The 25,759-nt window shown below is 62.0% G+C and carries 18 protein-coding genes and 3 pseudogenes; 12 read left to right on the top strand and 9 right to left on the bottom strand.

The window, feature by feature from the left end:
* The first annotated feature begins 86 nt into the window (after positions 1–86).
* The 3 genes and pseudogenes from ACVIYL_RS25220 (at position 87) to ACVIYL_RS25230 (ending at position 6,419) form a co-directional block, all read left to right on the top strand.
* Positions 87–3,086, top strand: coding sequence for a DUF5801 repeats-in-toxin domain-containing protein (locus tag ACVIYL_RS25220; protein ID WP_456780120.1), 3,000 nt, complete (start codon positions 87–89; stop codon positions 3,084–3,086).
* Between the two features lie 255 nt (positions 3,087–3,341).
* A pseudogene (locus ACVIYL_RS25225) lies at positions 3,342–5,100 on the top strand (type I secretion system permease/ATPase).
* An 8-nt stretch (positions 5,101–5,108) separates the two neighbouring features.
* Complete coding sequence (locus tag ACVIYL_RS25230) at positions 5,109–6,419, top strand: HlyD family type I secretion periplasmic adaptor subunit (RefSeq protein WP_253609939.1); 1,311 nt, start codon at positions 5,109–5,111, stop codon at positions 6,417–6,419.
* A 516-nt stretch (positions 6,420–6,935) separates the two neighbouring features.
* On the opposite strand, the gene ACVIYL_RS25235 is transcribed toward ACVIYL_RS25230, so the two are convergent.
* Positions 6,936–7,139 (bottom strand): cold-shock protein, encoded by a 204-nt coding sequence (locus tag ACVIYL_RS25235; protein ID WP_253607748.1) that lies wholly within the window; start codon positions 7,137–7,139, stop codon positions 6,936–6,938.
* Between the two features lie 900 nt (positions 7,140–8,039).
* Between ACVIYL_RS25235 and ACVIYL_RS25240 the strand changes: the two are divergent.
* Positions 8,040–9,552, top strand: a pseudogene (locus tag ACVIYL_RS25240) (ISNCY family transposase).
* A gap of 164 nt (positions 9,553–9,716) precedes the next feature.
* Here the strand turns inward: ACVIYL_RS25240 and ACVIYL_RS25245 are convergent.
* On the bottom strand, positions 9,717–9,935 hold the full coding sequence (locus ACVIYL_RS25245; RefSeq protein WP_253607749.1) for a hypothetical protein: 219 nt from the start codon (positions 9,933–9,935) through the stop codon (positions 9,717–9,719).
* Between the two features lie 698 nt (positions 9,936–10,633).
* Here ACVIYL_RS25245 and ACVIYL_RS25250 point away from each other — a divergent pair.
* Positions 10,634–11,110: a hypothetical protein gene (locus ACVIYL_RS25250; protein WP_253607750.1), complete on the top strand. Its 477-nt coding sequence runs from the start codon at positions 10,634–10,636 to the stop codon at positions 11,108–11,110.
* Between the two features lie 24 nt (positions 11,111–11,134).
* On the opposite strand, the gene ACVIYL_RS25255 is transcribed toward ACVIYL_RS25250, so the two are convergent.
* Complete coding sequence (locus tag ACVIYL_RS25255) at positions 11,135–11,317, bottom strand: hypothetical protein (protein WP_253607751.1); 183 nt, start codon at positions 11,315–11,317, stop codon at positions 11,135–11,137.
* 270 nt (positions 11,318–11,587) lie between these two features.
* The gene (locus tag ACVIYL_RS25260; RefSeq protein WP_253607752.1) at positions 11,588–11,872 is read right to left on the bottom strand and encodes a hypothetical protein; all 285 of its coding nucleotides are present in this window, start codon (positions 11,870–11,872) and stop codon (positions 11,588–11,590) included.
* A 997-nt stretch (positions 11,873–12,869) separates the two neighbouring features.
* Here ACVIYL_RS25260 and ACVIYL_RS25265 point away from each other — a divergent pair.
* From ACVIYL_RS25265 to ACVIYL_RS25285, 5 genes and pseudogenes are all read left to right on the top strand, one after another.
* On the top strand, positions 12,870–13,262 hold the full coding sequence (locus ACVIYL_RS25265; protein ID WP_253607753.1) for a hypothetical protein: 393 nt from the start codon (positions 12,870–12,872) through the stop codon (positions 13,260–13,262).
* A 96-nt stretch (positions 13,263–13,358) separates the two neighbouring features.
* Positions 13,359–14,267 carry a reverse transcriptase domain-containing protein gene (locus tag ACVIYL_RS25270; RefSeq protein WP_456780121.1) on the top strand — a complete coding sequence of 303 codons (909 nt, stop codon included), beginning with the start codon at positions 13,359–13,361 and terminating at the stop codon, positions 14,265–14,267.
* Between the two features lie 132 nt (positions 14,268–14,399).
* Positions 14,400–14,552 (top strand): annotated as a pseudogene (locus tag ACVIYL_RS25275) (IS66 family transposase); the annotation flags it as partial.
* A gap of 49 nt (positions 14,553–14,601) precedes the next feature.
* Entirely contained in the window at positions 14,602–15,201 is a 600-nt protein-coding gene (locus tag ACVIYL_RS25280; protein WP_456780122.1) for an IS66 family transposase, read from the top strand.
* A complete protein-coding gene (locus ACVIYL_RS25285; protein WP_253607757.1) occupies positions 15,201–15,494 on the top strand; it encodes a hypothetical protein in 294 nt (97 codons plus the stop codon). Before ACVIYL_RS25280 ends, ACVIYL_RS25285 begins: the two co-directional genes overlap by 1 nt.
* Positions 15,495–15,769: 275 nt before the next feature.
* On the opposite strand, the gene ACVIYL_RS25290 is transcribed toward ACVIYL_RS25285, so the two are convergent.
* The 4 genes from ACVIYL_RS25290 to ACVIYL_RS25305 all read right to left on the bottom strand — a co-directional run bounded on the left by ACVIYL_RS25290 (position 15,770) and on the right by ACVIYL_RS25305 (position 20,090).
* The gene (locus tag ACVIYL_RS25290) at positions 15,770–17,017 is read right to left on the bottom strand and encodes a hypothetical protein (protein WP_253607758.1); all 1,248 of its coding nucleotides are present in this window, start codon (positions 17,015–17,017) and stop codon (positions 15,770–15,772) included.
* 105 nt (positions 17,018–17,122) lie between these two features.
* Entirely contained in the window at positions 17,123–17,401 is a 279-nt protein-coding gene (locus ACVIYL_RS25295) for an acyl carrier protein (protein ID WP_253607759.1), read from the bottom strand.
* Positions 17,398–19,005, bottom strand: coding sequence for an amino acid adenylation domain-containing protein (locus tag ACVIYL_RS25300; RefSeq protein WP_253607760.1), 1,608 nt, complete (start codon positions 19,003–19,005; stop codon positions 17,398–17,400). Before ACVIYL_RS25300 ends, ACVIYL_RS25295 begins: the two co-directional genes overlap by 4 nt.
* A gap of 14 nt (positions 19,006–19,019) precedes the next feature.
* Positions 19,020–20,090, bottom strand: coding sequence for an LLM class flavin-dependent oxidoreductase (locus ACVIYL_RS25305; RefSeq protein ID WP_253607761.1), 1,071 nt, complete (start codon positions 20,088–20,090; stop codon positions 19,020–19,022).
* A 257-nt stretch (positions 20,091–20,347) separates the two neighbouring features.
* Here ACVIYL_RS25305 and ACVIYL_RS25310 point away from each other — a divergent pair, with 257 nt between their 5' ends.
* Positions 20,348–22,114 (top strand): carbamoyltransferase family protein, encoded by a 1,767-nt coding sequence (locus ACVIYL_RS25310; protein WP_256558684.1) that lies wholly within the window; start codon positions 20,348–20,350, stop codon positions 22,112–22,114.
* A gap of 302 nt (positions 22,115–22,416) precedes the next feature.
* On the opposite strand, the gene ACVIYL_RS25315 is transcribed toward ACVIYL_RS25310, so the two are convergent.
* Entirely contained in the window at positions 22,417–23,856 is a 1,440-nt protein-coding gene (locus tag ACVIYL_RS25315; protein ID WP_253607763.1) for an IS1182 family transposase, read from the bottom strand.
* Between the two features lie 793 nt (positions 23,857–24,649).
* Here ACVIYL_RS25315 and ACVIYL_RS25320 point away from each other — a divergent pair.
* Entirely contained in the window at positions 24,650–25,720 is a 1,071-nt protein-coding gene (locus ACVIYL_RS25320; RefSeq protein WP_253607765.1) for a substrate-binding domain-containing protein, read from the top strand.
* The last annotated feature ends 39 nt before the right edge of the window (positions 25,721–25,759 follow it).

Raw genomic sequence — 25,759 nt, forward strand, 5'->3', positions numbered from 1 at the left:
AACCGTTGGGCGATTGCGAGCCCGGGCGGCGACCGCCTGTTCCGAAGAAGGTACGAACGAGCGCCGCCTTTCCCAGGGAGGAAATCATGGCATCAGTATTGACCATCAACGGCAATCTCATCATCGACGAAGCCGCGAGCTTGCAGACCAGCGGCACTGACAATGACACGGGTGTTCAGGCGGGGCCCGACAACGAAGTTGCCTGGTCTTTCCTGCTTACGAACATGAGCGCGGCTCTCAAGACCAGTCTGGGCATTGCGGCTGGCTCCACCGGCGAAGAGTCGGGTGATACGAGCGTGGTGTTTCCGCAAGCTGCGGCACGGACGATCGGCAGTGCCGGTACCGATTTCATCCAGCTCGGCACGACCACCGTCACCGACCTGCAATTCTCGAACTCCACGGGGGGGACGATCACCAACGGCACGCCGACCCAGATTTTCGCCACCGGCGACGGCGCGCAGATCTTCCTCTACACCGATTCCAACAGCCACATCCTGCTCGGGCGCGAGGGCACAACGTCGGACGGTGGCCAAACCTGGCAAGCCAGTTCCACAGGCACCGTCGCCTTCGCTATCGTGCTGGACGAGACCATCACCTCCGGCAACGTGACAGGCGGCAACGTCTGGACCATCCAGTACGAGGCGCTGAAGCACACCAATACCACCGGGATCGACGACGCCGATACGCTTAACCTTTCCGGCCTCGTCGATGTGAAGGCCTTCTTCACGACGACGACGACGGTCGGCTTCGGCGATTTCAGCCACGTGCCGTCCGGATCTGACGACTGGTCGGCCATCGAGCAGACCGCGACCGCCGGGACGGACACCAGCGATCCCGACATGCTCATCACCGGCTTGGCGCCGGGCTCGAAAGTGACCGTCAGCACACAGGGCCTCGGCAACAATTCGCAAGCGCTCAATCCCGGAGAGGCGGTGCGCGTCGATGTCGTCAATCACGTGAACTACCCCGACTTCCCCCTGACAAATCCAGACGTGCATGATCTGACGAAGCTCAGCTACAGCACGCATGTGGCCTCGGTGACGGAGGCGAGCTTTTCGTTGACCCAGGTGAACCCCGGGAACGCGAACACCACTGTTAAGGTGCACATATATGCCTTCAACGAAACGAGTGATCTTCAGGCCGGCAATCTTGTCTCGACCACCAGCATCGGCAGCAGCGGCTTGGCCGGCAACGACCAGACGCTGGTCCCGATCCTCGGCAACACGATCAAGGTGTATTCCGACCTCGCGAAGACCCAGCTAGTCACATCAGGCATCACCGTTACGGCTGCGGGCGACGGATCATACTTCATCGATGGCCTGAAAAAGAACTACACCGTCGACTTCCAGGTCGCGCAATCCAGCCACATGGACCGCTTCGTGGTCGCCAACGCCCAACCGGTCAGCGGCAGCGGATCCAATGTCAGCTTCGACGCCGGCAATTTCACGTTCAGCGTCTCGAACTCGACGAACGACACTGCGCATACCGGCGTCGGCGGCAACCTGTTGTTCGAGGACGACGGGCCAAGCATCCTGGCGAACGGCACTGCCACCGCACTGCAGGTCGACGAGAGCTATCTTGCGGCCGGCTCCACCCCCAATGCAGCGAACACCACCACGTCCGGCAGCTTCAGCGGCCTGTTCACACCCAATTACGGCGCCGACGGGGCTGGAGCCGTCGGCGGCTACACGCTCGGCGTCAAGTCCGCCAACGTCGATTCCGGGCTGGTCGATTCCGTGTCGGGACAGGCTGTTCTGCTCAGTATTGCGAGTGCCAACGACCCCAGCCACAACATCGTCACCGGGGACGTTATCGGCAAGACGAACTCAGGCGGTGATCTCGTTTTCGGTGTTCACGTCGATTCGGCAGGAACCGTCACGTTCTCGGAGTTTCGGGCCGTCAAGGAAGCGACCGCCGACACCACCAGCACTGATGGGGCGGTCGGCGACAGTTCCGAAGCCAGCGCTAGCATGGCCGCGGACCTGATCACGCTCTCGGCCACTGCCACCGACAAGGACGGTGACACGAGCGCCGCCGCGGCGGCCAACATCGGAAACAAGTTCCAGCTGCTCGACGATGGTCCAAGCCTCAGCGGGGTGCAGAGCCTCTCCGGGCAGGACGCCCAGCATCCGGCCGTCGGCTTCACTGCCGGCTCCTCGGGATCGGACTCGTTCACGTCACCCGACGGCGCCGACGGGGCCAAGGTCACGATCGATGCCGCCGCTGCCATCACCGGGCTCACGCAGTCATACAACACCGATCATACAGTCCTGACCTACAAGGATTCCGGCGGCAACGGTGTCTACCAGCTGAGCGTATCCGACACAGGTTACACCTTCACGGTGCTGCAGACGCTCGCCAACCCGCCGGAGACGCTCAACTTCAGCGCCATCAAGTCGGGGAGCCCGGTCGAGACGCTCAATGTCAGCACCAGCGGCGGCCACAACATCGTCTTCAACGGACTGCTGTTCCCCGCCGCCGATACAGGTGCCCTCGGACTGCAAACCCAGGCCCAGTTGCTGACCGCGGATCTCGGCACCTCGAACCCGGCCGACGACCTCAACCCCGACAATATCGGCTTCGGGGTGAAGAACGGGCAGGCGTCGCAGATCAACATGAACGAGGGCTTCTTCTTCAATGAAGGCAGCGGCCTCAACCTCAAGAACCTGGCCTTCGATGTGGCCGGAATCGGCAACGTCACCAGCATCAAGGCGGAGTATTGGCTGTTCAACTCCGCCGGCGATTTGATCGACTACGAGAACCCAACCATCAGCGGTCTCAAGCAAGGCAACGTCCACGTCACCGTTGCGGACTTGGGCAATACTATCGTGCCCGGCAGCAATCACGATGCCGCCGGAGAAACATTCTCGACCGGATACATCCGGTTCTTCTTCACCCCGGTCGACACCAATGCGGGTGTCCGCATCATCAACTTCACCACCCAGGTGGCCGCCCCGGTGAACGATCAGGACATCCAGTTCCGGATCGTCAACACCGACGCCGATGGCGATACGGCCAAGGCCACCTTCAACGTGCTGGTGGACAACCCGGACTCGACGACCGTGAGCCACTGGCCGTTGGCCTAGTTCCGTCGCGCGGAGACGCATCCGACATGGATGCGCCTCCGCGCCGCCGAGCCAAAGTCTCTTGAGGTCGAGAGCCCCTAGGAATCGATACGCGTGTTGGACATTCTCTCGGAGTGCTGGTCTCAAGTCGCCGCCAACGCGCAAGCCTGGTTCGGCCCGGCTCTTGACGGGCCGCGCGATTTCATGCTCCGCGCGGCGCTGCCTATCGTGGCGGCAATCATCCTTCTCCGGCTGGCGCGAAGGCGGCGGGGGCGCATGCGGCCTGCTCCCGCCGGCGATCACGACGGGTCACCGACCGCACACGATCTTCCGTCGCTGCTCCGGGCCTGCCGCGGCGTGCTGATCGGCATCGGCTTGATCACGGCCATGCTGAACGTGCTATATCTCACCAGTTCGTTCTTCATGCTGGAAGTCTATGACCGCGTGGTGCCGAGCCACAGCGTGCCGACGCTCGTCGGCCTCGTCGTCCTGGCCTGCGGCCTCTACCTCTTCCATGCATTCCTTGACATCTTGCGCGGGCGCATCCTGATCCGCATCGGCGACTGGCTCGATCGCGCATTCTCGGAGCGGGCTTATGACATTGTTGCCCGCTGGCCGCTGCGGGCGCGCATCAGCGGCGACGGGCTGCAGCCGATGCGCGACCTCGATCAGGTCCGCAGCTATCTCTCGGGGCTCGGGCCGACCGCGTTGTTCGACCTGCCGTGGATCCCGTTCTATCTCACAATCTGTTACCTGTTCCACCCGCTGCTGGGGCTCACCGCGTTGATCGGCGCGCTGCTGCTCGTTTTGCTGACGCTAGTCACCGATCGGCTGACGCGTGCGCACGCCAGGGACATCACCGGGCGGGTAGCACAGCGCAATGCCCTGGCCGAGGCCAGCCGCCGCAATGCCGAGGTGTTGCACGCCATGGGCATGCGTGGGCGCCTCGCCGCGCGTTGGGCGGCGGCCAACGACGGTTACATGGCCAGCCAGAGGCGCGCCGCCGACATCGCCGGCGGCTTCGGCTCCGCCTCCAAGGTGCTGCGCATGGCCTTGCAATCGGCGGTGCTCGGCGTCGGTGGCTATCTGGTCATCCGACAGGAGGCGAGTGGCGGGATCATCATTGCCGGCGCCATCCTCACGTCGCGCGCGCTCGCTCCGGTCGAGCTCGCCATCGCGCACTGGAAAAGCCTGGTCGCCGCCCGGCAGAGCTGGAAACGTCTGCAGCAATACTGGGCGCAGCTCCCGGACGAGTCGGAGAAGACTCCGCTGCCGCCGCCGTGCAAAAGCCTCGCCGTCGAGACCGTCTCCGTGGCCCCGCCGGGCGATCAGCGCGCGGTGGTGCTCGAGGTTTCCTTCACACTACAGCCCGGACAAGGGCTCGGCATCGTCGGCCCGAGTGCGGCGGGCAAGTCATCGCTGGTGCGCGCCATCGTCGGTGTGTGGACACCGGCAAGCGGCAAGGTGCGGCTCGACGGTGCCGCCCTCGAACAATGGAATTCGGAAGCACTCGGCAGGCACATCGGCTATCTGCCACAGGATGTCGAGCTGTTCGCCGGCACGGTGGCCCAGAACATCGCCCGATTTGATCCCGAACCCGACGTGCCGGCGACCATCGCCGCCGCGACAGCGGCCGGTGTGCATGAAACAATCCTGCAACTGCCTGATGGCTACGACACGCAGATCGGCGAGGCTGGAGCGGCGCTCTCGGCCGGGCAGCGCCAGCGCATCGCGCTCGCCCGTGCGCTATACCGCGATCCGTTCCTGGTGGTTCTCGATGAGCCCAACTCCAACCTGGACATGGAGGGCGACCAGGCCCTGACGCAAGCCATCATGGGCGTGCGCGCACGCGGCGGCATTGTCATCGTCGTCGCGCACCGAACCAGCGCGCTTTTCCGGCGTCGACCAGTTGATGGTGATGTCGCAGGGACGTGTGCAGGCGCTCGGGCCGAAGGATGCGCTGTTGGCCAAGATGATGCAGCCGCGGCCGGCTCCGGTACCGCTCAAGGTCGTGAGCGAGGGAGCGAGCCCATGAACGAGCCCATGAACCGCGAGCCGGTCAACGTCGTGCCGCTCTCGATCCGCCGGCACCTCGGCGCGGGACTGGTGGGTGTCATCCTTCTCGCCGGCGCCGTCGGCGGCTGGGCTGCCACGACGGAACTCGCGGGCGCCGTCATCGGCGCAGGTACGCTGGTGGTCGACAGCTACAGCAAGAAGGTGCAGCACCCGACCGGCGGCGTGGTGGGCGAACTCAATGTCCGAGAGGGCTCGAGGGTGAAGGCTGGAGACGTGCTGCTGCGCCTCGACGAGACGGTGACGCGGGCCAACCTTCTGGTCATTCTCAAGAGCCTCGACGAGCTAGCGGCGCGCCAGGCCCGGCTCGAGGCGGAGCGCGACGACCAAAAGCGCGTCGACTTTCCGGCGGACCTTATCGCGCGTATCTCCGACACGGACGTGGCGCGCGTGCTCGTCGGCGAGCACAAGCTGTTCGAGCTGCGCGGCACCGCCCGAGCAGGCAAGAAGGCCCAGCTCAACGAGCGCATCGGCCAATTGCGAGAGCAGATCGGCGGCTTGGAAGAGCAGATCGCCGCGAAAGACGGCGAGACGAGGTTTGTCGACCAGGAGCTCGTCGGCGTGCGCGATCTGTGGCGCAAGAACCTGGTCCAGATCACGCGCGTGACCACACTTGAGCGCGATGCGGTGCGCCTGCACGGCGAACGCGGGGCTCTGGTCGCCTCCATCGCCGAAGCGAGGGGCCGGATCACCGAGACCGCGCTGCAAATCATTCAGGTCGATCAGGATCTCCGCACCGAGGTGGGAAAGGAGCTTGCCGAGATTCGCGCGAAGACCTCGGAACTGGTCGAGAAGCGGGTGGCCGCCGAGGATCAGCTCAAGCGCATCGATATCCGGGCGCCGCAGGACGGCACCGTGCAGCAGCTCGCGCTGCACACGATAGGCGGCGTCGTCACCGCCGGCGAGCCGATCATGCTGATCGTCCCCGCCCACGACCTGCTGGTCGTCGAAGTGCGCATCGCCCCGCATGAGATCGATCGGGTATCGGTCGGCCAGCCGGTGCTGCTGCGCTTCACCGCCTTCAACCAGCGGACCACGCCGCAGCTAAACGGTGAAGTGAACCACGTGTCCGCTGATGTCACGAACGACCAAAAGACTGGAACCAGCTTCTATGTCACCCGCATTGCGGTGACGGAGGCGGAGATGGCCCGCCTCGGCGACGTGAAGCTGATCGCGGGCATGCCAGTCGAAGCCTTTATTCAGACCGGGCAGCGCACAGTGATGTCTTACCTCTTCAAGCCGTTCTCCGATCAGCTGATGCGCGCCTGGCGCGAGCGCTAGCGGCTCACGAACTCTGCTTCACCTCGACCGGCTTCTGCGCGAACCGCGGAAATGTCTCGGCGACGACCGGTCCGTCCAGCCGCTAGGAATAGCAGTCGCCGACGAAGAATGGCTGCTCTCGCCGCTCAAACAGTTTGCGTACGACCTGCGCCATGTCGTCAGCCGGCAGACCCTGCCGGGTTATGAACTCGTGATCAGTCACGATTCAAGCGGCGCTGAGCGACCGAACTTCAAACCCGTCCCTCTTGACGGGCTCACCGCGCGACTTCGCAGGCGCGGCCTCATTGCGCGTTCGGAGGACAGCCGATCGTCAGCTTGATGTGGTCCGAACTGCCAAATTTTGCGTTTTTAGGGGCCTGTTATCCGAATGAAATCAATGTCTTGCGCGGGCGGGGCTGCCCATGCGCACTCATGGGAGAAGGGTGCGCATCCCCGAGTCGTGAAATGGGCACGGCAACTTTTGGTAAAGGATTCCGATTTTTGCGCAGATCGGTTGTTCGCGTTGGAGCGAGGGTCTTAGCCCATCATAACCTTGTCGGCCCGGCTACGTCCGGTTCTTCGATCAACCCCGAGTTCGAAAGTAACACGATCACCTGGCCTAGGTGTTACTCCAGGCAGAAGGGACGTGACATGGAAGAAGATATCTTCCCCACCGGTATCCGGCTTTATGAATCCGAAGCCTTTGTCTTCCTTAAACAGCTTGACCATGCCCTTGGACATTTCACTATTTCTCCGCTCAAAGACCGCATAATCGCACCTCCCTGTTAACGAGTTGCTTAGGCTGCGACAGCAAGTGGTTAACGCGTCCGTAGGAATCCGGGGAAAGCGGCAAGCTCGGTATCCTCGCTGAGGCCCGTTTCTCCTGCCGATGTTTTTGTTCCACGCGCGGAAAGTAATAGAGGTTGCTGAGGGGCGGCGGATATCGAGAGAGAGCACTCGAAAGATTGTAGCAGGCGATCCGTGCCAGCCCGCACGATCTGCTAATGTGGCCTTGGTTGATCTGGCGTGGGCTCTTGCAGTTCCTTCCACGCGATGTCACGGCCTGCGCTGCAGGCATTGCGCCAAGTTGCTCGCCTGCATCCGGGTTATGTAGTTACCTTCCAATCCATTGCCGCGCCGCTTATCCTGGGCGTTTGACGAGGCGCGCCCAGTCGCTGGAGCAGCTTGAGCGTTGGCCGGAAAAGCGACCGTGGATGCGGCCTGACGGTTATGTGCTTCTCGTCGAAGGTATCCGCCTCGCAGCCATCGAGTGACACCGCGATCCTAACCGAACCGGACAGCGGAAATCCTCTTTTGAAGATTTAGCAAGTCAACCGCCTTCGGCGTCAGAGCTGCGACGCTCGCCAGTTGTTCGGATTGCGAAATATGGTCCTGCGTCAAAGAAATAGCTCCATCGGAATTCCCAGAGCATCTAGCGCTCGGGCCCAGGCCACGAAGGCATATCAGACGGTTTGAGCGCGGCGCGCTCCAGTCTGCGAAGCGGTCAAACACGCGGCAGCCCCGCGTGCGCGGCGGCGATCAGGGTGAGACTCCGCATTGCCTCGCCCTAATTGTTACCGGATGCTGAGCCGTTGCCTCACGTAAATTGCTCCCTTGGATCGGGAACGAGCGGGGGCGAAGATGGGGTGGCTAAGCATGGCAACGCGGAAGGAACTGACGGCGGCAGCAGGCGCGCGCTATCGGCGTTCGGATCGCGCGAAGAAGGCGCAGATATTGGACGAGTTCGTCGACATCACCGGATTCCATCGCAAGCATGCGATGCGACTACTTCGAGGTCAGGAAGACGCACGCCAAGGCCGACGGGCGCGATGTCGAGTCTATAATGAGGCAGAACACAACGCGCTCGTGCTCCTTTGGGAGGCGTCAGACCGGATCTGCGGGAAGCGGCTGAAGGCGTTAATGCCTGCGCTGATTGAGGCGATGGAACGGCACGGCCACCTCGACCTTGCCCCCGAGATCCGCGACAGACTTTTGGCGATGAGCGCTGCGACGATCGACCGCGCATTGGTGCGGGTCCGAGAAGAATTAGGTCGCAAGCGCCGGCGGCACGCGGCGCATTCATTGCGTCGCAGTGTTCCAATAAGGACGTCGGCAGATTGGAATGATCCGGCGCCGGGATTCGTCGAGGCCGACCTTGTCGCGCATAGCGGTCCATCTGCGCGCGGCAGCTTCATACAGACCCTCGTGCTCACCGACATTGCTACTGGCTGGACGGAGTGCGCTCCTCTGATCGTGCGCGAACAGACGCTGTTGAGTGCGGTGCTGACGGAATTGCGCAAACAATTGCCTTTTGCGCTGCTCGGCCTCGACACTGACAATGATACCGTGTTCATGAACGAGACGTTGAAAGCCTACTGCGAGGCGGCCAACATCGTCTTCACGCGTTGCCGGCCCTACCGAAAGAATGACCAGGCGTTCGTCGAGCAGAAGAACGGCGCCGCCGTGCGCAGGATGGTCGGCTATCGTCGGTTCGAGGGCCTGGAAGCGGCCAACCTGCTGGCTGAACTCTATCGATCGGCGCGGCTGTTCGTGAACTTCTTCCAACCCTCGTTCAATTGATAGCCAAGCAGCGCGACGGTGCGCGTGTGCGCAAGACATACAGCGCGCCGACAACACCACACCAGCGCTTGGCCGCCGACGCCCGCACGCCCGACGCGGTTCGCGCCCAACTCCAAGAAATCTATGCCGCTCTCGACCCGGTCGCGTTGTTGCGCGATATCCGCGGCGCGCAGGAAGGCCTCGCGGCGCTTGCGGATACCCAGCCTATCGTCAATCCTGTGGGGTATCGCAATCGATTGATCTCTTTCTGGCAAGTCTACGAACCGCCTGGAAGGACGGAGCTATGCGACCGACGGATCGGCCAATCGCGAAAGCGAAGAGAGGTCGGCGCCGTCCCGACCCGCTCATCAGGGCAACGCCAGATTTGCGAAAATGGTTTGAAGTCGAACCTTGGCGGACTGGCAGCGAACTGCTCTCCCGGTTGCAGGTGGAATATCCTGGAGCCTATCCGAACAAGCTTCTTCGAACGCTTCAACGTCGACTTAAATCCTGGCGCAGCGAGCAAGCGAACGCGTTACTGTTCGTTCCTACGGAGGAAACGCTTCCGGAGTATGAGGTCACAACACCCCAATGATGTGCCAGGTGCCAGCGGAGGAGGCCGGGCGCTCCGAAACCCCGGCCATCTCCGCACCCGGCCTGCTCCTCAACCCAAGCCGGGAGCAAAATAAATGAGGCAACCGATCGCACTCGGGAGCATCGATATGTGAGGCAATACGCGCTCTCATCCTGATTGTCGCGCTATAAGGGGTGCAGAAGAGAAAGCAGGCGCTGGCGAAGCCTCTCGCGATCAAGCTGTACTTCGCGCATTACCGCAAGCTCGGCTTCAATCTTGCTCGTGTCCTCATTCAGCCGCCTACATTCGATGAGCTGCGCTTCTTTCTCCGCCAGCCGCCGTTCTCCTTCGACTGTCGCGAATTCAATCTGCCTTAACTCGTCAATGATCGGCTCTTTGTACATCTCGTTGCGATGGCTGAACCGTGCGTCATGCTCGTTTGTCTTGCAATCTCCAAACGGCTCAACAACGCTTCAAGTTCCTAATGAGCCTTGCGATAGCGGGAACGACCGCAAGCGCTGCACTTGATGTGCGCCGAGTTTTCAGCCCAGTCCCAATCCAGGCAGATCGGCGAGCTTCAGCCGGCCGTTGTGCTGGCACCCGACGCAGAACATGAGCACCGTCTTCCGCCGTTGCGATCGACGGGGCCGGACAGTAGCGGAGATGACGAGCGGGCTTGCGGCGCCAGGGCATGCGCCAATGATCGCGAATATCTCGCGCCGATCTCAGCAGTGGAAGCACCGTTGGTTGTCCCTCATGTCGACGACGCGCGCCCGGAGCTTCGCGACGCCTTCCACGCGCGTTAGAAGCCGCCTATGAGGCGCTTAAGGAAGCCGGCGCAACTCGGAAGGAAGCTTGGGATCGGTATCGGGCGTGGGAGGCCAAGAACCCCAGCCCAAGCGCTCCGCGGGCATACCGACAATGGTCGCGTCGGGCTAAGCGGCTGGCGGATGATCTCGAGCTTACACCCAAGCTTGAGCACTATGAGAGGGCTCAAAAGTGCTATCGAGATGCGCAGCATGGCATCGGTTTAGTGCGGGCCAGAGATCTCTCCGAACTTGCTGTAAAATCGATGGCCTCGATGGCTTTTGAAGGGGCGGTCTTGGGCGACGCCAAGGCGCAGTATTACCTGCGCGACGAGAAGCAGATCGTCGCATGGTCCGTCGCGTTCGATCTCATATTGCTTGCTGGTAACCCGGTCGCCGCCTCAGCGCTGAATCGAGGAGGGCGATCACCGCAGGCCACTGATCCGGCTTTGGAGGCCATCGCAAAACACCAGCAGGCGGACGCGGACCACAATGCAGCCATCACGGCGACCGACGCCACCGAATATCGCTCTGAGGCCTATTGGCTGGCCGACGACCATCAAGGAGCATGCTGCCATGCGGAGGCCGATGCAGCTTGGGATCTGGCCAGGACAATTCCGACGACATTGGCCGGCGTTGCTGCGGTTCTCGAGTACGTGAACCAGTACGAAGACAAGGGCGAGGAATGGCCCAACAGTGACTGCATCGGTCGGGAGGGCTGGCATTATCAGCTACGGCAGACGATGGCCGCTGCAGCCGTCAACTTAGCCTAGCGTGAAGGCGAGGCGCCCGCCGGTTCACGCCGGCGGGTTTTCCCCTGGCGCAATTTCCATTGTTTCCGGTGGTCGACGGTGGCGCGCGCTATGTTCGGCCATGGCTTTCACCGCCTCATCTTCGTCGGCGCAAAAAGCGATGCTTCGCCGATCGGCAAACACGAGCCACTGACGAAGGCCAACTTCCCTGATGACGTACTCGGTCATTTTCGAGCGTCCCGCAGCGAGTGGGCTGCATCTTATGCAAACGACGTTGCCGTTCCATTAATCAGAAGCCGGCCCAGACGGTGAGCGCGGGCGGCGGCCTGGATCTGATCAAAAAGTACGCCGCCGGGCTTGAATGCAGCATCCCGGCGGCGGTCTTCCAGCTGGCCCTGCAATCCCAGCAACACTGCGGTAGCAGGGCGGTCAACACACGCGAGTGATGCAGATCAATCTGCCCGCCGGATGATCCTACCGACGGGCTTTTGCGCGAAATCACCAGCGGCGATAACCGCCGTGATAGCCGTAACCCCTGTGATAACCGTAGCCCCTGTGCACGTATCCGTAACGACGGACGCCGTAGCCACGATAGCCGTAACCGTAGCCGTACGGCCTGTAGACGGGCGCCGTGCGGACACAGCCGTTCGGGCCGCAGACTACGGCAACGTTCTCGACGTTTGAAGCGGGATAAAGTGTGGCGAGCGGCATCGCTGACGCGCTACCTGCCGCAGCAAGGCTGCCGAGCGCAGCAAGTCCAACAAGTGCAAATTCAAGCTTCATGGTTTCCTCTCGTGGAATCTAAGGCACCCCACACAGTAGGAAGTTGAACGTGAATGCTGGATGAGCAGGCCAGCCGTTTTTGCGTGATGAAAATGCGGCATGCTTGTGCTCTGCGCGGGTGTCCCCAAGCGGCCCATAGGAGCATCCGGAACGATGAGGGTGCCAAGGTCAGACTAGCTAAATGCGATAACGAGCAGGCCCGAGCACAACAGCACAAGGCAGGTCGCGATTAGCGCGAGGAATCCATCGGGCACGAAGTCATGATTACGCATGACACACCTCCCTGTCGCGGATGGAGGCTGGTCCGAATTTATTAAAGATTTCGGAATCGAGTTTTTGGAGGGCGGGCAACTACTGTCTTTGCTGCCCAACTTCACGAAAGCCGTGTGGATCATCGAAATAGTCCCAAGAAAAGACGCCGCCGGTCTCAAAAATACACGCCCGGCGGCGTTTCCTTCCTGAACTGGGGGCCCTGAAATCCCCAGCGCAGAGTCAACCGCAGAACCTGTGGCCTCGGTGATTGGCCGAAGGGCACTTCTTGTTACGCACTGTGATGTTGCGAGAGGAGCAGGAACAAGTGGTAATGTCGGGAATCTTACACAGGCTCCCGCGATAGGTTGCCCCCCGACCGGGAGTTTAAAGCGGCGCCAGGGCCGCTATCGTTGTTGTGCGGCATCGCCATCCTCAGGAACAAGTGGTCGGGCCAATGAGTCCCTTCATTGCTCCCGGAGACAGGTGGCGCGCTCGACCGGGAGTCTGGAATGGCGGCCTCGGCGCGCCGTCGGGGCCGTTCGTGTTTGTGGGTTGGACTGTGGGCTAATTTCGGTAGCTTAAATTAATTGTATTGTTTTCAAAATCTTAGGTGTGTATTGATCGGCTGATGCCGCAGCGGCGCCGACTGCCGCAACAACTGTTTCCTTGGCCAGTCCAGATGCCGAGCTGACCGAACTGGGGAGGCGGTTCGTCGAAATATCGCGGCTTCGGGATGCCGCGAACGATGAAACGGGCCGCCTGGTTGAGATCGCCCGCCGGTCATACCCGTCCGGGGACCTATCGGGACGCGTGTCTGCGCGGCGAGGAGGCGCGCAGCGGGTACAATGCAGCTATAGCCGACGCTGACGAGCAGTCGGGCTTAGCAGCGGCGCAAGAGGCGTTTGATGGCGCCATGGATCAGTTGCGCGCGCTCTACGCCCGCATGATCACAATGCGCCCGACGACGATCGACGGAATGCGGGCCATCGCTTCGGCGGTCTTCCATTTCGAGTGGGATAGGGTCGAATACGCCGAGGGGGCCATCGAAGGCGCAGCGCTCGCTGTGCTGGTCGCCGGCCTACTCGATAAGCCACTTCCGGATCATCTGCCAGCGTCGAGGCGGAAGAGTGCGAACTAATCAGCAAGCTCGCGACCAACGCGGCAAAGAAAGCGCTGTTCGTCAAACTGGCAGCGCATCACCGAGCACTCGCTGACGAAGTCGAGCGCGCAATGATTGAGTCGAAATAGGAAGCACAAGCGGAGAAGACCGCGAGGCGAGAAGTACGATTGGGTTCTGGAGTTCGACATCAAGCGACTGTTCGACAATATCGACCACGAGCTTCTGCTTCGGGCCGTCCGGAAACATGTGACGTGCGCATGGGCGCTGCTCTACATTGAAAGATGGCTGACAGCGCCGATGGTGCAAGAGGATGGAACGATAATCGAGCGAAGCCGTGGTACCCCACAAGGGGGCGTGGTGAGCCCGATCCTCGCCAACCTCTTCATGCACTATGCATTTGATCTCTGGATGGCACGGATGTTCCCCGATCTCAGGTGGTGTCGGTATGCGGATGACGGGTTGGTACATTGTCGGAATGAGATGGAGGCGCAAAGCGTTCGCGAAGCGCTCCAGGCTCGGCTGGCGAAGTGCCGCCTGGAATTGCATCCTACGAAGACGAGGATCGTCTACTGCAAGGATGATCGACGCCGAGGTAAAAGCGAGACGGTCATGTTTGACTTTCTCGGTTATTGCTTCCGGCCACGATCGGTCCTGGGGCCGCATTCGCAGAAGATGTTCTGTGGGTTCACCCCAGCGGTCAGCAAACCAGCGCTGAACGCCATGCGGGCAACGGTCCGAGGCTTGAAACTTCGCAGGCGAACCGAGGTGACGCTGGACGATATTGCTCGCGAGCTAAACCCGATGGTTAGGGGGTGGATCGCTTATTATGGGCAATACACGCGCTCAGCGCTTTATCCTTTGGCACGCTACATCAACCAGACGTTAGCTATTTGGCTGAAGCGAAAGTACAAGCGCTTCCATCACCGTTTAGGACGCGCGCGTCTCTTCCTGGAGAAGATCGCGCGTGAGAAGCGCAGGCTCTTTGTGCATTGGCAACTCGGCGATGGCGGCAAGCTTGCCTGATGGGAGCCGGGTGAGGCGAGAGTCTCACGCCCGGTTCTGCGAGAGGCTGGAGGTGAAATCCCTCCGGCCTACTCACCCACCGTGCCCGTGCTGGCCTTGGGCAAGTGCGATGTCGCGCGATGCTGGGTCTATGTGAAGGACGACCGCCCCTTCGGCGGCTCAGATCCGCCGGCGGCGATGTTTTATTACTCGCGCGATCGAAGTGGTGAGCATCCGCAGGCGCATCTGGCCAACTACACCGGCATCCTCCAGGCCGACGCCTTCGGCGGATACATCAAGCTCTACGAGCCCGAGCGAAGTCCTGGGCTTATCAGCGAAGCGGCTTGTTGGGTCCATGCCCGGCGCCCGTTCTTCGCCATGGCGGATCTTGAGGAAAACGCGCGGCGCAAAGCGGCCGGAAAGAAGGAAATCGTCATCTCGCCCGTCGCCAATGCGCCGCATCGACGCTCTGTTCGAGATCGAGCGCTCTATCAATGGCCAAAACGCCGACCAACGAAAGGCTGTTCGCCAGGCGCAGAGCGCACCGCTCGTCGCCGATCTGGAAGCCTATATGCGCGAGCAGTGCGCCAAGCTCTCCCGCGGCCACGATCTGGCCAAGGCCATGAACTACATGTTCAAGCGCTGGGCCTCCTTCACACGCCTCCTCGACGATGGTCGCGTCTGCCTCTCGAACAATGCAGCCGAGAGAGCGCTGCGCGGCATCGCATTGGGCAGAAAGTCGTGGTTATTCTGTGGGTCCGACCGCGGAGGGCGCCGAGCCGCCGCCATGTATAGCCTCATCGTCTCTGCCAAGATGAACGACGTCGACCCTCAGGCCTGGCTCGCTGATGTACTCGCTCGCATCGCCACCCACCCCGCCCACAGGCTTGATGAGCTGCTGCCCTGGAACTGGAAGACTGCGCAACAGCACGGCCTTGCGGCACAGGCGGCTTGATGGGGCACGTCAACAAGGTCAGCCACGTGTTCACTCTCGGCCATGTCGCTGAGATGCTCGGCGAAGACGAGGAATGGCTGTTCGAGGTCGCCGAAGAAATGGACACCGAGGACGGCCAGCTATGGGTCGTCGGTGTCGGTGAAGACGGGGTGATGGCGTTCACCGATGATGGAATCGAGAACCTCAAACATCTGATCCAGATCCACAAGGACGCTCCTTGGATCATTGAAGAACGCCGCCAGGTGCTCGCGGCGATCGTTAAGCCGAAGGCCGAAAAGCCCGACGAGGTTTAGCCGGTAACTGGACAAACCAGCCAGCCGGCGGCCTACGCCGCATGCTTACGCCGTAACCCACCGGGTCCGCACAAAAAGCGCGGCCCGATGACGGCTCCGTCGTAACCCACCAACGTCGTACCCCGAAGATGTTAGGTTACGCTTCGCTAGGGCGATCATAAAGGCCGCGTTCGCTTTGCCCTGAAAAGGCGACATAGAAGCGATATGAATGCACGTCGGCCTTGGGCATCAGCACGCCGCTCGCCTCGTTCCGCCGCGCGGGCTGAAAGGAGTCGTCACGGCAGCAGCGTTGCGTCGCCGTCGAATGGGCCGGCGTACCAGGCGTTCTCGTCCGCGAGGGCGCGGGCCAGGGCCTGGTCCGTCGTCTTGTAGACGAGCGGATCGGTCGGGTAGCTCCTGACGTAAGGTTTCCAGCTCATCATGATCCGCCTGATGTGTCCGGCCACGCCGACCACCTCGAAGAGATGACCGCCCGAAGCGACCGCGTTCGAATACGCCGCATCAAGTAGCGCCTCGGTCACGTCCGGGTCGTCCTGCTCCACCAGGATGTCGGCAAGCATCGACCGTCGCAAGCCGGTCTTGCGGTCGACCGCATGAAGGACGACAGCATACCCTGCCAAGCGCTGGAATCGATGGCAGCAGAGCACGGCAACCGTCGAAGAGCTCCCTGGGAGCGTGAAGTGCCACCTGAGAGAGGCGGGGCTTCGGTCCGCCAGCAACCGAGGGGCCTCGCGCAATTTGCGCCGCCACAGTGCTTCGAATTCGTCCCCGATGTTCTTCACATCGATTTCCGTTATTTTGCTCATCAGACGGCCCCGCGGTCCGCGACGGAGCGAATCCAGCCGCAGTGCCGACGAGGCAAGGAAAGTCCCGACCGCCTCCATTCCGCTCCCGCGGCCGAACTTCGCTGCAAGCGCCCGCGCGAACTGATGAACATCCAGGATCCAGAACAAAATCTTGTCATAGTCGGGGTCAGGCAACGACCTCGCATGAAGGGCTTTTGATTGATTGACCACGGATGCGGTCGAGTGCGTGATCACAAAGAGATCGACATCTCGCTGCCGGAAGAACGAAGCCAGCAGGCCGATGCAGCGAGTGCGGTACGAGGGGTCGATCACCAGCCCAGCGGCTATCGCGGCGATTATCGTTCGGCTTTCGAGCTGGTAGAGGACGGGAATGTTTCCCTGGTACCCGACAATCCCCTGCTCGGTCTCCAGCACCCATCCCATGCTGGGCTGCGATTTTGCGGCGACCAATGCGGGATTCTGCTGCCAGAGCCGCTGCCAGTTCTCCAGGCTGTCTTTCGCAAGTCCCCCGCGTTCCTTCAGCTTCGCGACGCTTTCGAAATCCGCGAACCGGACCTCTCGCTGCTTGGCCGGCGCCAACGCGCTTCCGGTCAGCGGCGCCGATACGGTTTGACCGGACGCGGGACGCCGTCGGCTTTTTAGGAGCCGGAGCAGGATGTCGGCGGCATGATACTTGGAGCGCGTCAGAATTTGCGCCCGCGTACCGGTCTGCACCATCAACCTCTCCCTAACCCGAATTCACTTCCCATCCCGGCGCCCGTCCAATGTGCGAGCCCAGTCACCGGGATATCATGGTGGCGATGACCCGATCGCCCCTTTTCGCTACCGAGGCTGTGTCAATTGCTCCGACACGAACAAGCATAAGGGGCCGATCAGCGTCATCCGTTCGGGGTCGAGATCCTCGAAATCGATTTCCCTGTCGAAGTGCTCGCCCGCCGCCATCATCATCTCGACGAAGGCTAGGGAATCGAGGGCTCCCGACAGCAGCAGGTCGTAGTCGTCGGGAAGATCGCGCAGCGGACGCAGTCCGCGGTCCTCCAGCTTGCGGTTGAGGAAGGCTCCTAAGAACGAGCGGACGTCGTCCGGGGTCGGAAGGTTCATTGACCGTCCCCCAAAAGCGCCGGCATGGACTTGCGGTCGTATTTGCCGTTGGCGTTGCGGGGCAACCGACTGCGGACGTGCCATCGTCTGGGGACCATGTAGTCGGGCAGGCGGGCGGCGACCGCCTCGCGCAGCCGGTCGAGATCGACCGCCCCTCCTTCGATGAGCACTTCGATGCCGACATAGCCGCTCGACGTGATGGGCCAGCCGATCGCCACGACGCCGTCGACGCCTGAGGCCTCGCGCACCACCGCCTCGACCTCGCCGAGTTCGACCCTGTGCCCGAGGATCTTCACCTGGGAATCCATGCGGCCGAGATGGGTCAGGGGACCGTCGCCAGCGGGCCGGCGCACACGGTCACCGGTACGGTAGAATACGTCTTCCCGTCCAGGCGGGACAACGAAGGCCGCAGCGGTCTTCTCGGGATCTTTCCAGTAGCCGAGTGACATCTGCGGACCGCGCATCAGCAGTTCGCCATCCGCGCCCGGCTCGACCTGGTTTAGACGCTCGTCAACGACGAGCACGTCCATTCCCGGGAACGGAGCGCCGATCGGCACAATTCCCATCTCCGATTCGGCTAGCGCGCGGTTTGGATCACATCGATAGCCGGTGCATGCGATGGTCAACTCCGTGGGTCCATAGACGTTTTCCACGACACTGTTCGGCGCGGCCATCGTCCAAGCCTCGACGCAACTGACGGGAAGCGGCTCACCGCAGAACAAGCTCAGCCTGAGCGAGGGAAACCCTCCCGGCTTCAGGAGGCCGGACTGCTTCATTAGGGCGACCATCGAGGGCACCGAGAACCAGACCGTCAGCCCCTGCTCGCGGATGAATCGCCCCGGATTGATCAGGGTCTTCTGCGAGGGACAGCAGACGCACGCGCCGCGTTCCCACGCCACGAACATGTCGGAGGCCGACAGGTCGAACGTCATGTCAAACGTTTGCGAGACAACATCCAGCTCCGTGATGGCGAAGCGCACCGCGACATGATCGACATAGGCGACGACGTTGCGGTGCGCAACCATCACCCCCTTCGGGGTTCCGGTGCTGCCGGATGTGAACAGCAGATAGGCGATCGCGTCCTCGCACGCCTCCGGCTCGCGCCAGTCGGTGTATTCTTCGAGATCGGCCGCCCCGACGACGACGTGCCGTGGCCATCGTTCGCGATAGGGGTGCGGATCCTTGAGACCGAGCGCGATCACGAGCAGCCGTTCGTCCACGCCCTCCATGAGCGCGTCCATCTGCGGCAAGGATTCTGCGTCGACGATGATTGAGCGGCACTCCGAACGGACGAACATCGATTTGGTCCGCTCGACCGGGAACGTGCGGTTCAGCGGCACGTAGCCGTTCCCCGCAAGAAGCGATCCGAGCACGCCGGCGAACGCTGTTGCGCTGCGATGCGCGAACACGGCAGTCAGGGGCGTCCATGACACCTCGCGATGGGCCTGGATGCAAGCCGCGATGCGGACGGCAACCTCGCGAAGCTGCCGATACGACAGCGATGCGCCCTGCGCAACGACGGCAGGACGGTCGGGAAACAGCTCTGCCGAGCGCAGGAAGCCTGTCCACAGCCCTCGCCGTGATCGGTCCGTGCGCAACTCCATCGAGCGATCCTCGTTTAGCCTGCCAATCCCTGACGCGCCGAATCGCGAAGCACGGACGCTTTCCGACGCCGGGCTTTCGTCAGCGCCAATCCGAAGACCTCGCCCGTGTGGACTAGTTCCTCGCGTGTGGGCGGGATGTCCAGGATGAACGTTCCGTAGCCGGCCGCGGCGTAGCGCGCGAGTTCGTCGGAGACGACACTGTAGTTGCCGACCAGATACGGGCAGAAGGTCTGGTAGTTTTCGAACGGGACGAGCCAATAAGGCGTATCCTGAGCGGCCGTCTCGGCCGCAAGATCGGACATCTGCTTGTGCCACGCCGAATCCGAAACCTTCATGGCCAGCTTGTGCGCCAGTTGCCCCTTCTTGTCCGTGGGGAAGCGCTCGTGCGCGACCCGCCAGGCCTCGTCGGCGCTCGGGCGGGCGATGATGCCGACGCGCACGCCCGAACCCATGCAGTCGGCGGCGTCCGCCGGTCCGTACTCTGCGGACGGCTTGGGATATCTCACCGGCGTCGCGCCCAGCGCTTTGGCGGCCGCGAGCCCCGCTTCCGAGGAGCCCGACACGAACACGCCGGGCAGCAGCTCCGGCGGCAGCGGCGGCGTCATCCTGAGATTCCGGACGACATTGAATTCCCCTTCGAGGGTCACCGGCTCGGCGTTCTCCAGCAGCAGCTTGATGATGCCGGTGTACTCGACGAGCCTGGCGTACCGCTTGTCGTGCGCCGTCGCGTCGCCGAGCGCCGTCAGCTCGGTCGTGTAGCCGCCCGCGACCATGTTCAGATAGAGCCGGCGTCCGTACATATGCGCCAGCGAACTCACCATCTTCGCGATGCTGTACGGATGCATGTAGACGGGCTGCACCGCCACCAGCGGACAGAGCTGCTTGGTGCCCTGCAAGATGACCTGCGAGACGAGCCAGGGATCGACCAGGGAATTCTCCGTGTAGACTAGGATCCCCTTGCAGCCTGCCTCTTCGCTCCAGCGGGCTATGGCCTGCACCCGTTCGACATAGTCAGCCGCCGGGACCGTGCCGGATTGCGGGCACGTGCTAAAGACTTCAAAGCGGATATCGGAAAGCGCATCCATCAGCCACCTCCATCCAAAAAGGCGCAGGAACGCTGTGGGTTGGGAGTACTGTGCGTCATATTGTAGCAGATGCTCGCGAGGTCCCCCGACGCAAAGGTGGTACTCCGTCGAGCGATGGGAACGGATGCGCGGCCGACTATTCCGGGGGCTACGGCACTGCACTTTTGTGGACCTTGAATTCTCCGGTTTCTCTGCAACGATGTCGCGGAACCTGCTCGAATTTCGCTTGCGCGTGATCCGTCGAGGGGTTGTTGAATATGGCGAAAGTAATCGGCATCAGTGGATTCGAGAGCTCGATCCCCTTCAAGAAGAAGCACTGGCCGGGGCTGGAGGAACGCGAATATCGGATCTCGCAAGGCCACGATTCGGCTGCGGTGCTGGTGGTCGACGGCAGGATCGTCGCCGGTGCCGCCGAAGAGCGCTTCAGCCGCAAGAAACATACCGGCGACTTCCCGATCGGCGCTATCAGCTACTGCCTGGAGACCGCTGGCCTGAAGCCGGCCGACATCGACGCGATCTCTCACGGCTTCGACTATTCCCCTTACAAAGCCGCCTTCATGCTCGATCCGACCTCCGCCCGACAATACAGGGAGGTCTTCTCGCGCGAAAAACTGCTGTCGCAAGTAGACGAGCACCTGCCCGGATTTCCCGCCAGCAAGGTCCACCACGTCAATCACCATCTGTCCCACGCCGCCAGCGCCTACTACACCTCCGGATGGGACGATTGCCTGGTGGTGGTCCTCGACGGCATGGGTGAGGTCCACGCCGTCAGCGTCTATCACGCGCACGACAGCGAGATCGACAAGCTCGCAGAGATCACCGCCCAGGATTCGATCGGCATCCTCTATTCCACCCTGACGCTGCATCTCGGCTTCGATTTCAACTCCGACGAATACAAGATCATGGGCCTCGCGCCCTACGGCGACCCCGCCCGCCACCGTCCTTTCTTCGAGCGCACCGTGGAGCTGCGCGACGACGGGCTGATCAGGATTCCTCTGCTTCGCCTCAATACCGAGCGCCACGATCGCGAAACCTACGGTGCGACGCGACGCCATCTCGACGAGCACCTGATCCCGGCCCGCGCGCCCGACGGCGACGTCACCGACGACCACCGCGACGTCGCCGCGGCGCTGCAGGAATGCCTCGACAGAGTCATGCTCCACATCTGTGGCCATTTCGGCCGCAGCACCGGCCTGCGCAGGCTCGCGATGGCGGGCGGCGTCGCGCTCAACTGCACCGCCAACGGCCGCCTGCTGCAGTCCGGCCTGTTCGACGAGATCTACGTTCAACCGGCCGCCGGCGACGACGGCTCCGCGCTCGGTGCCGCGCTCTGGTCGGCGTCGCGCGACCGCGGCGTGGAGAACGTCCGGATGCCGGTCCCCTTCCTCGGCCCCGCACACTCGCAGAGCGAGATCGACAGGGCGCTCGCCGACACCGCCGGCCGCATCGAGATCACGCGCTTTCCGGATCTGGACGAGACCTGTGCGGTGGCGGCCAGGCTCATCGCGGCCGGGCGCGTGCTCGGCTGGTACCGCGGACGCATGGAATTCGGCCCCCGTGCCTTGGGACACCGCAGCATCCTGGCCGATCCTGGTCATCCGGAAATGCGCGATCGCATCAACGCTATGGTCAAGATGCGCGAAGCCTTCCGCCCGTTTGCGCCGGCGGTTACCCTCGAGCAGGTCGAGAACTGGTTCGAGGTGCCGAAAGGTCTCAAGCTTCCCTACATGATCATGACCGCCGACGTGCGCCCCGAGCATCGCGCCGCGCTGCCGGCGATCACCCACGTCAACGGCTCGGCCCGCGTGCAGACGGTCGACGCCGGGGACAATCCAGAGTTCCACGCGCTGTTGCAGGCCGTCGGCCGGGCGACGGGCCGCGAAATGGTGCTGAACACGAGCTTCAACGTGAAGGGGCAGCCGATCGTCAACACCCCGCGCGAAGCCATCGACACCTTCCTTAGCACCGGCATCGAGTATCTCTTCCTCGAAAACGTGCTGATCCGCCGCGCGGGACAGAAGTAGCCAGAGCAAACCAGCCGGCGACGGGGAAGGTCGTGCGTCCAGCGTGGAAGCGACGGCGAACGTCTCAGCCCATTGCTCGACGTCTTAAACCGCAAATTCATCTGCCCTATTCCGAACGAACCCCACAGGAACGCGCTGAATGCAATTGCGTTTGCTATGAACTTCGATGTTCGCGTTTGGCGGTCTCGTTGAAAATCCGCCTCTGCTGCAGGATCGTCAAACGTGAGCTTGAGCGAAGCTTTCGCAGTGGGTCTTGGTCGTGTAAAAACGCCAGTCCCGAGGCAGTCGGGACTGGATTGGTGTCATGCCGCGATCGCAGCCATCAGCGGCTTGATCCCGACGATGTTCATGACCCGTGTCAGATTGTAGGCCAGGACGGAGAGCGCCATTTCGGCCGCCACTTTCGGAAGCGTTTTGGTGAGGAAGTGTGTCGCTCCCATGCGGGCCTTCATGGTGCCGAACGGATGCTCGACAGTTTCGCGGCGCTGACGCATGGCGTGCGGGCTTGCATCAAGGCGCTGCTGCACAGCCTCGAGCAGATGCTCATGCTCCCATCGCGTAATCCGCCGTTCTGACCCAGGCGTGCATTGGGTCTTGAGCGAACAGCTTTGACAGGCCGTGGTCCAGTAGCGCCGCAGCACCTTGCTGTCTTCTTCATTCGTATAGCGATATGATAGCCGCTCCCCGGCCGGGCAGCGATAGACGTCCTCCTCTGGCAAATAGGCAAAGTCCTGTTTACCGAAGCGTCCGTCTGCCTTAGCGCCGGACGTTAGCGGTTTGGGCAGAGTTACCGTGATGCCCGCTTCGTGGCACGCAAGGATCTCTGGGCTGTTGAAGTAGCCGCGATCGGCTACAGCTTCGAGCGTCTCAGTCTTCAGAACAGCCTTCGCCCGCTTGGCCATATTGGCAAGTTGTGCCCGATCCGAGCCGCTGTTCGTCACCTCGTGCGTCACAATCAGATGGTGTTCGGTGTCTACGGCGACCTGTACGTTGTAGCCGACAACACCAGAGCCGCGCCCGCTCGTCGCCATCGAGCGGCTGTCGGGGTCGGTCAGGGAGATTTGCTGGTCGGGTGACGCAAGCATCTGCTTCTCGTAGACGGCAAGCTTGCCCATTTCCTCCTTCAGTTTCGTCAGCTTCTCGGTAAGCCTCGTCACCTTCGTGGCCAGGGCCTCGGTCGGCTCCTGGCGGTCGGCCGTGTCAAGTTGGCTCAGATAGCGCGCGACGCTCTCCTCCAACTGAGCACGCCGTCGCTCCATCTTCGCGCGCGTGAAGTTCCTGTCCCGGTTGTTCACGGCCTTGAACTTGCTGCCATCGATGGCGACGCTCGCCGTCGCCAGCAGACCCATCTCTCGGCAGAGTTCGACGAAGCGCGCACATACCCTGCGCAGCGCCAGGCCGTTGTCCTTGCGGAAGTCCGCAATCGTCTTGTGATCGGGAGCGAGCCGACCCAGCAGCCACATCACCTCGACGTTGCGCCCGGCCTCTCGTTCCAGCCGCCGGCTCGACTGTACCCGGTTCAGATAACCGTAAATGTAAAGCTTCAGGAGCACCGAGGGATGGTACGACGGCCGACCGGTGGCCGCCGGCTCCACACCCTCAAAGCCCATCTCAGCCAAACCGAGCGCATCGACAAATACGTCGATCACGCGAACAGGGTTGCTCTCGTCAATGAAGTCATCGAGGCATTCGGGCAACAGCGACCGCTGTCCACGATCCGCCTCTTCAACGAAGCGCCTCATCGATTCCCCCAAAGAATCACAGGAGAATCATAACAGCAGCCCAGCGTTTTCACACAGCCAGGGTCAAAAGGCGACATCGTTGGTCCGGCGAAGCGCTCTTTCGCCATGTTAGTATGGCTGAACCTGGTCGACTGGGCGGCCTTGATATAGATCAAATCGCGATGACCGGCTCAGGAGGCGGCCTTTTTATCGCGGTTACTTCGCTCCTTTTGAAAGCAGCTCCAATGCATGCCACATCTCCGGAGTGAAACTTCCCCCAAGCGCGAGCGAGGCAATCGTGATTTCCTCGGGTGTGCGCTCACGTAGTGCCTCCAATAGCTCGATCACGCGCATGATTGAGCGCGGTCATCTGCCAAAATACTCAAGTCGATGGCCGTGAGTCAGAAGAAGTCAGCCATCCTGTCATGTGGTCGGCTGTTTCATCCTGCCTGGCCTTTTCCAGAAGAGCTTCTTTCTTCGCGCCTTGGGGCAGCGATTTCGCCGCCTCGCGCAAGCTTCTGGCCTCTGCGGCAAGGCGCTCTTTCAAGGAGTGTACCTGCTTAAATCGGCACCGGATTTGTCCCATGGCTTCCTCACGAGTTCTCTGCCGGGAACCGGGACTCTGACGGTGACAAACACCAAGGCGTATCGCAGGCTCGCCATTGACTGAATCCCCCAACTTTAGTCTTGTTTCTTGATCAGAAGTCTAGCTGCAACCTGAAGCCTCTGTCGACGACAGACTCCGTTTTCGCGCATTGGAATAAGAGCGGGAGGACGGTGTACTCAAACTTCGCCATCGCGTGCGGGGAATCATATGAGGAAACATCCTGGGCTATCGCGCCGCGACATGCTGAAGGGCTCGGGCGCGGTGCTGGCTGGGGCCGCCCTTTCAACGCGCGTGATGGCCGCCGCGCCGCCTGCGGAACCGGTGACGCCGACGTTGATCGAAGCGGCGAAGAAAGAGGGGCAGGTCGTCTACTACACGTCGACCGATCTGCCGGTTGCCGAGAAGCTGGCAAGGGCATTTGAAGCGAAGTATCCCGATATCACCGTGCGCGTCGAACGCACCGGCGCGGAGCGCGTGTTCCAGCGGGTCGGCCAGGAATATTCCAGCAACATTCATGCCGTCGACGTCGTCAATTCCTCCGACGCCGCGCATTTCATCGTGTGGAAGCGCGACGGCATTCTCGCGCCCTATGTTCCGGAAGAGGTCGCAAAATACTACCCCGAGGAGCATCGCGACGCGGACGGGCAATTCGCAAGCTTCCGGGTCTGGCTTTCGATCATTGCCTACAACACCAATCTCGTGAAGGCCGAGGAGGCGCCGAAGAGCTTTGCCGATCTGCTCGATCCGAAATGGAAGGGCAAAATCGTCAAGGCGCATCCCGGCTATAGCGGCACCATCATGACCGCAACCTACCAGTTGCAGCGCGATCTCGGCTGGAGCTTTTTCGAGAAGCTCGCCAAGCAGAACATCATGCAGGTGCAGTCCTCGACCGATCCACCCAAGAAGCTCGATCTCGGCGAGCGTGCTGTGATGGCCGACGGCAACGAATACAACATCTTTCAGATGAAGGAGGCCGGCCGCCCGGTCGAGCCGGTCTATGCCACCGAGGGGTCGCCGATTATTGTCGGCCCGAACGGGATCTTCAAGGACTGTCCGCATCCGAATGCCGCCAGGCTGTTCCAGTCCTTCGCGCTCGGGCGTGAGGGGCAGCAGCTCAATGTCGAGATCGGCGGCCTCAGATCCGTCCACGCGCAGGCCAAGGAGAAGGCTGGACGCAGACCGCTAAAGGACATCAAGACGATGAAGGACGATCCGGTGGCGGTGGAACGGGAAGGGGAATCGATCAAATCGCACTACACCCGCATCTTCCGAGTCTGATGGGACTGCTCAGACCAATAACTGCCCGTCCGGGCGCCT

Source organism: Bradyrhizobium sp. USDA 3315 (genome assembly GCF_054056795.1).

What these genes read in the sequence shown, in the direction of transcription:
- ACVIYL_RS25220 (WP_456780120.1), top strand. Translation starts at nt 87, where the DNA reads ATGGCATCAGTATTGACCATCAACGGCAATCTCATCATCGACGAAGCC.
- ACVIYL_RS25230 (WP_253609939.1), top strand. Translation starts at nt 5,109, where the DNA reads ATGAACCGCGAGCCGGTCAACGTCGTGCCGCTCTCGATCCGCCGGCAC.
- ACVIYL_RS25235 (WP_253607748.1), bottom strand. Translation starts at nt 7,139, where the DNA reads ATGTCCAAGGGCATGGTCAAGCTGTTTAAGGAAGACAAAGGCTTCGGA.
- ACVIYL_RS25245 (WP_253607749.1), bottom strand. Translation starts at nt 9,935, where the DNA reads ATGTACAAAGAGCCGATCATTGACGAGTTAAGGCAGATTGAATTCGCG.
- ACVIYL_RS25255 (WP_253607751.1), bottom strand. Translation starts at nt 11,317, where the DNA reads ATGACCGAGTACGTCATCAGGGAAGTTGGCCTTCGTCAGTGGCTCGTG.
- ACVIYL_RS25260 (WP_253607752.1), bottom strand. Translation starts at nt 11,872, where the DNA reads ATGAAGCTTGAATTTGCACTTGTTGGACTTGCTGCGCTCGGCAGCCTT.
- ACVIYL_RS25265 (WP_253607753.1), top strand. Translation starts at nt 12,870, where the DNA reads ATGAAACGGGCCGCCTGGTTGAGATCGCCCGCCGGTCATACCCGTCCG.
- ACVIYL_RS25280 (WP_456780122.1), top strand. Translation starts at nt 14,602, where the DNA reads ATGCCCGGCGCCCGTTCTTCGCCATGGCGGATCTTGAGGAAAACGCGC.
- ACVIYL_RS25285 (WP_253607757.1), top strand. Translation starts at nt 15,201, where the DNA reads ATGGGGCACGTCAACAAGGTCAGCCACGTGTTCACTCTCGGCCATGTC.
- ACVIYL_RS25290 (WP_253607758.1), bottom strand. Translation starts at nt 17,017, where the DNA reads ATGGTGCAGACCGGTACGCGGGCGCAAATTCTGACGCGCTCCAAGTAT.
- ACVIYL_RS25295 (WP_253607759.1), bottom strand. Translation starts at nt 17,401, where the DNA reads ATGAACCTTCCGACCCCGGACGACGTCCGCTCGTTCTTAGGAGCCTTC.
- ACVIYL_RS25300 (WP_253607760.1), bottom strand. Translation starts at nt 19,005, where the DNA reads ATGGAGTTGCGCACGGACCGATCACGGCGAGGGCTGTGGACAGGCTTC.
- ACVIYL_RS25305 (WP_253607761.1), bottom strand. Translation starts at nt 20,090, where the DNA reads ATGGATGCGCTTTCCGATATCCGCTTTGAAGTCTTTAGCACGTGCCCG.
- ACVIYL_RS25310 (WP_256558684.1), top strand. Translation starts at nt 20,348, where the DNA reads ATGGCGAAAGTAATCGGCATCAGTGGATTCGAGAGCTCGATCCCCTTC.
- ACVIYL_RS25315 (WP_253607763.1), bottom strand. Translation starts at nt 23,856, where the DNA reads ATGAGGCGCTTCGTTGAAGAGGCGGATCGTGGACAGCGGTCGCTGTTG.
- ACVIYL_RS25320 (WP_253607765.1), top strand. Translation starts at nt 24,650, where the DNA reads ATGAGGAAACATCCTGGGCTATCGCGCCGCGACATGCTGAAGGGCTCG.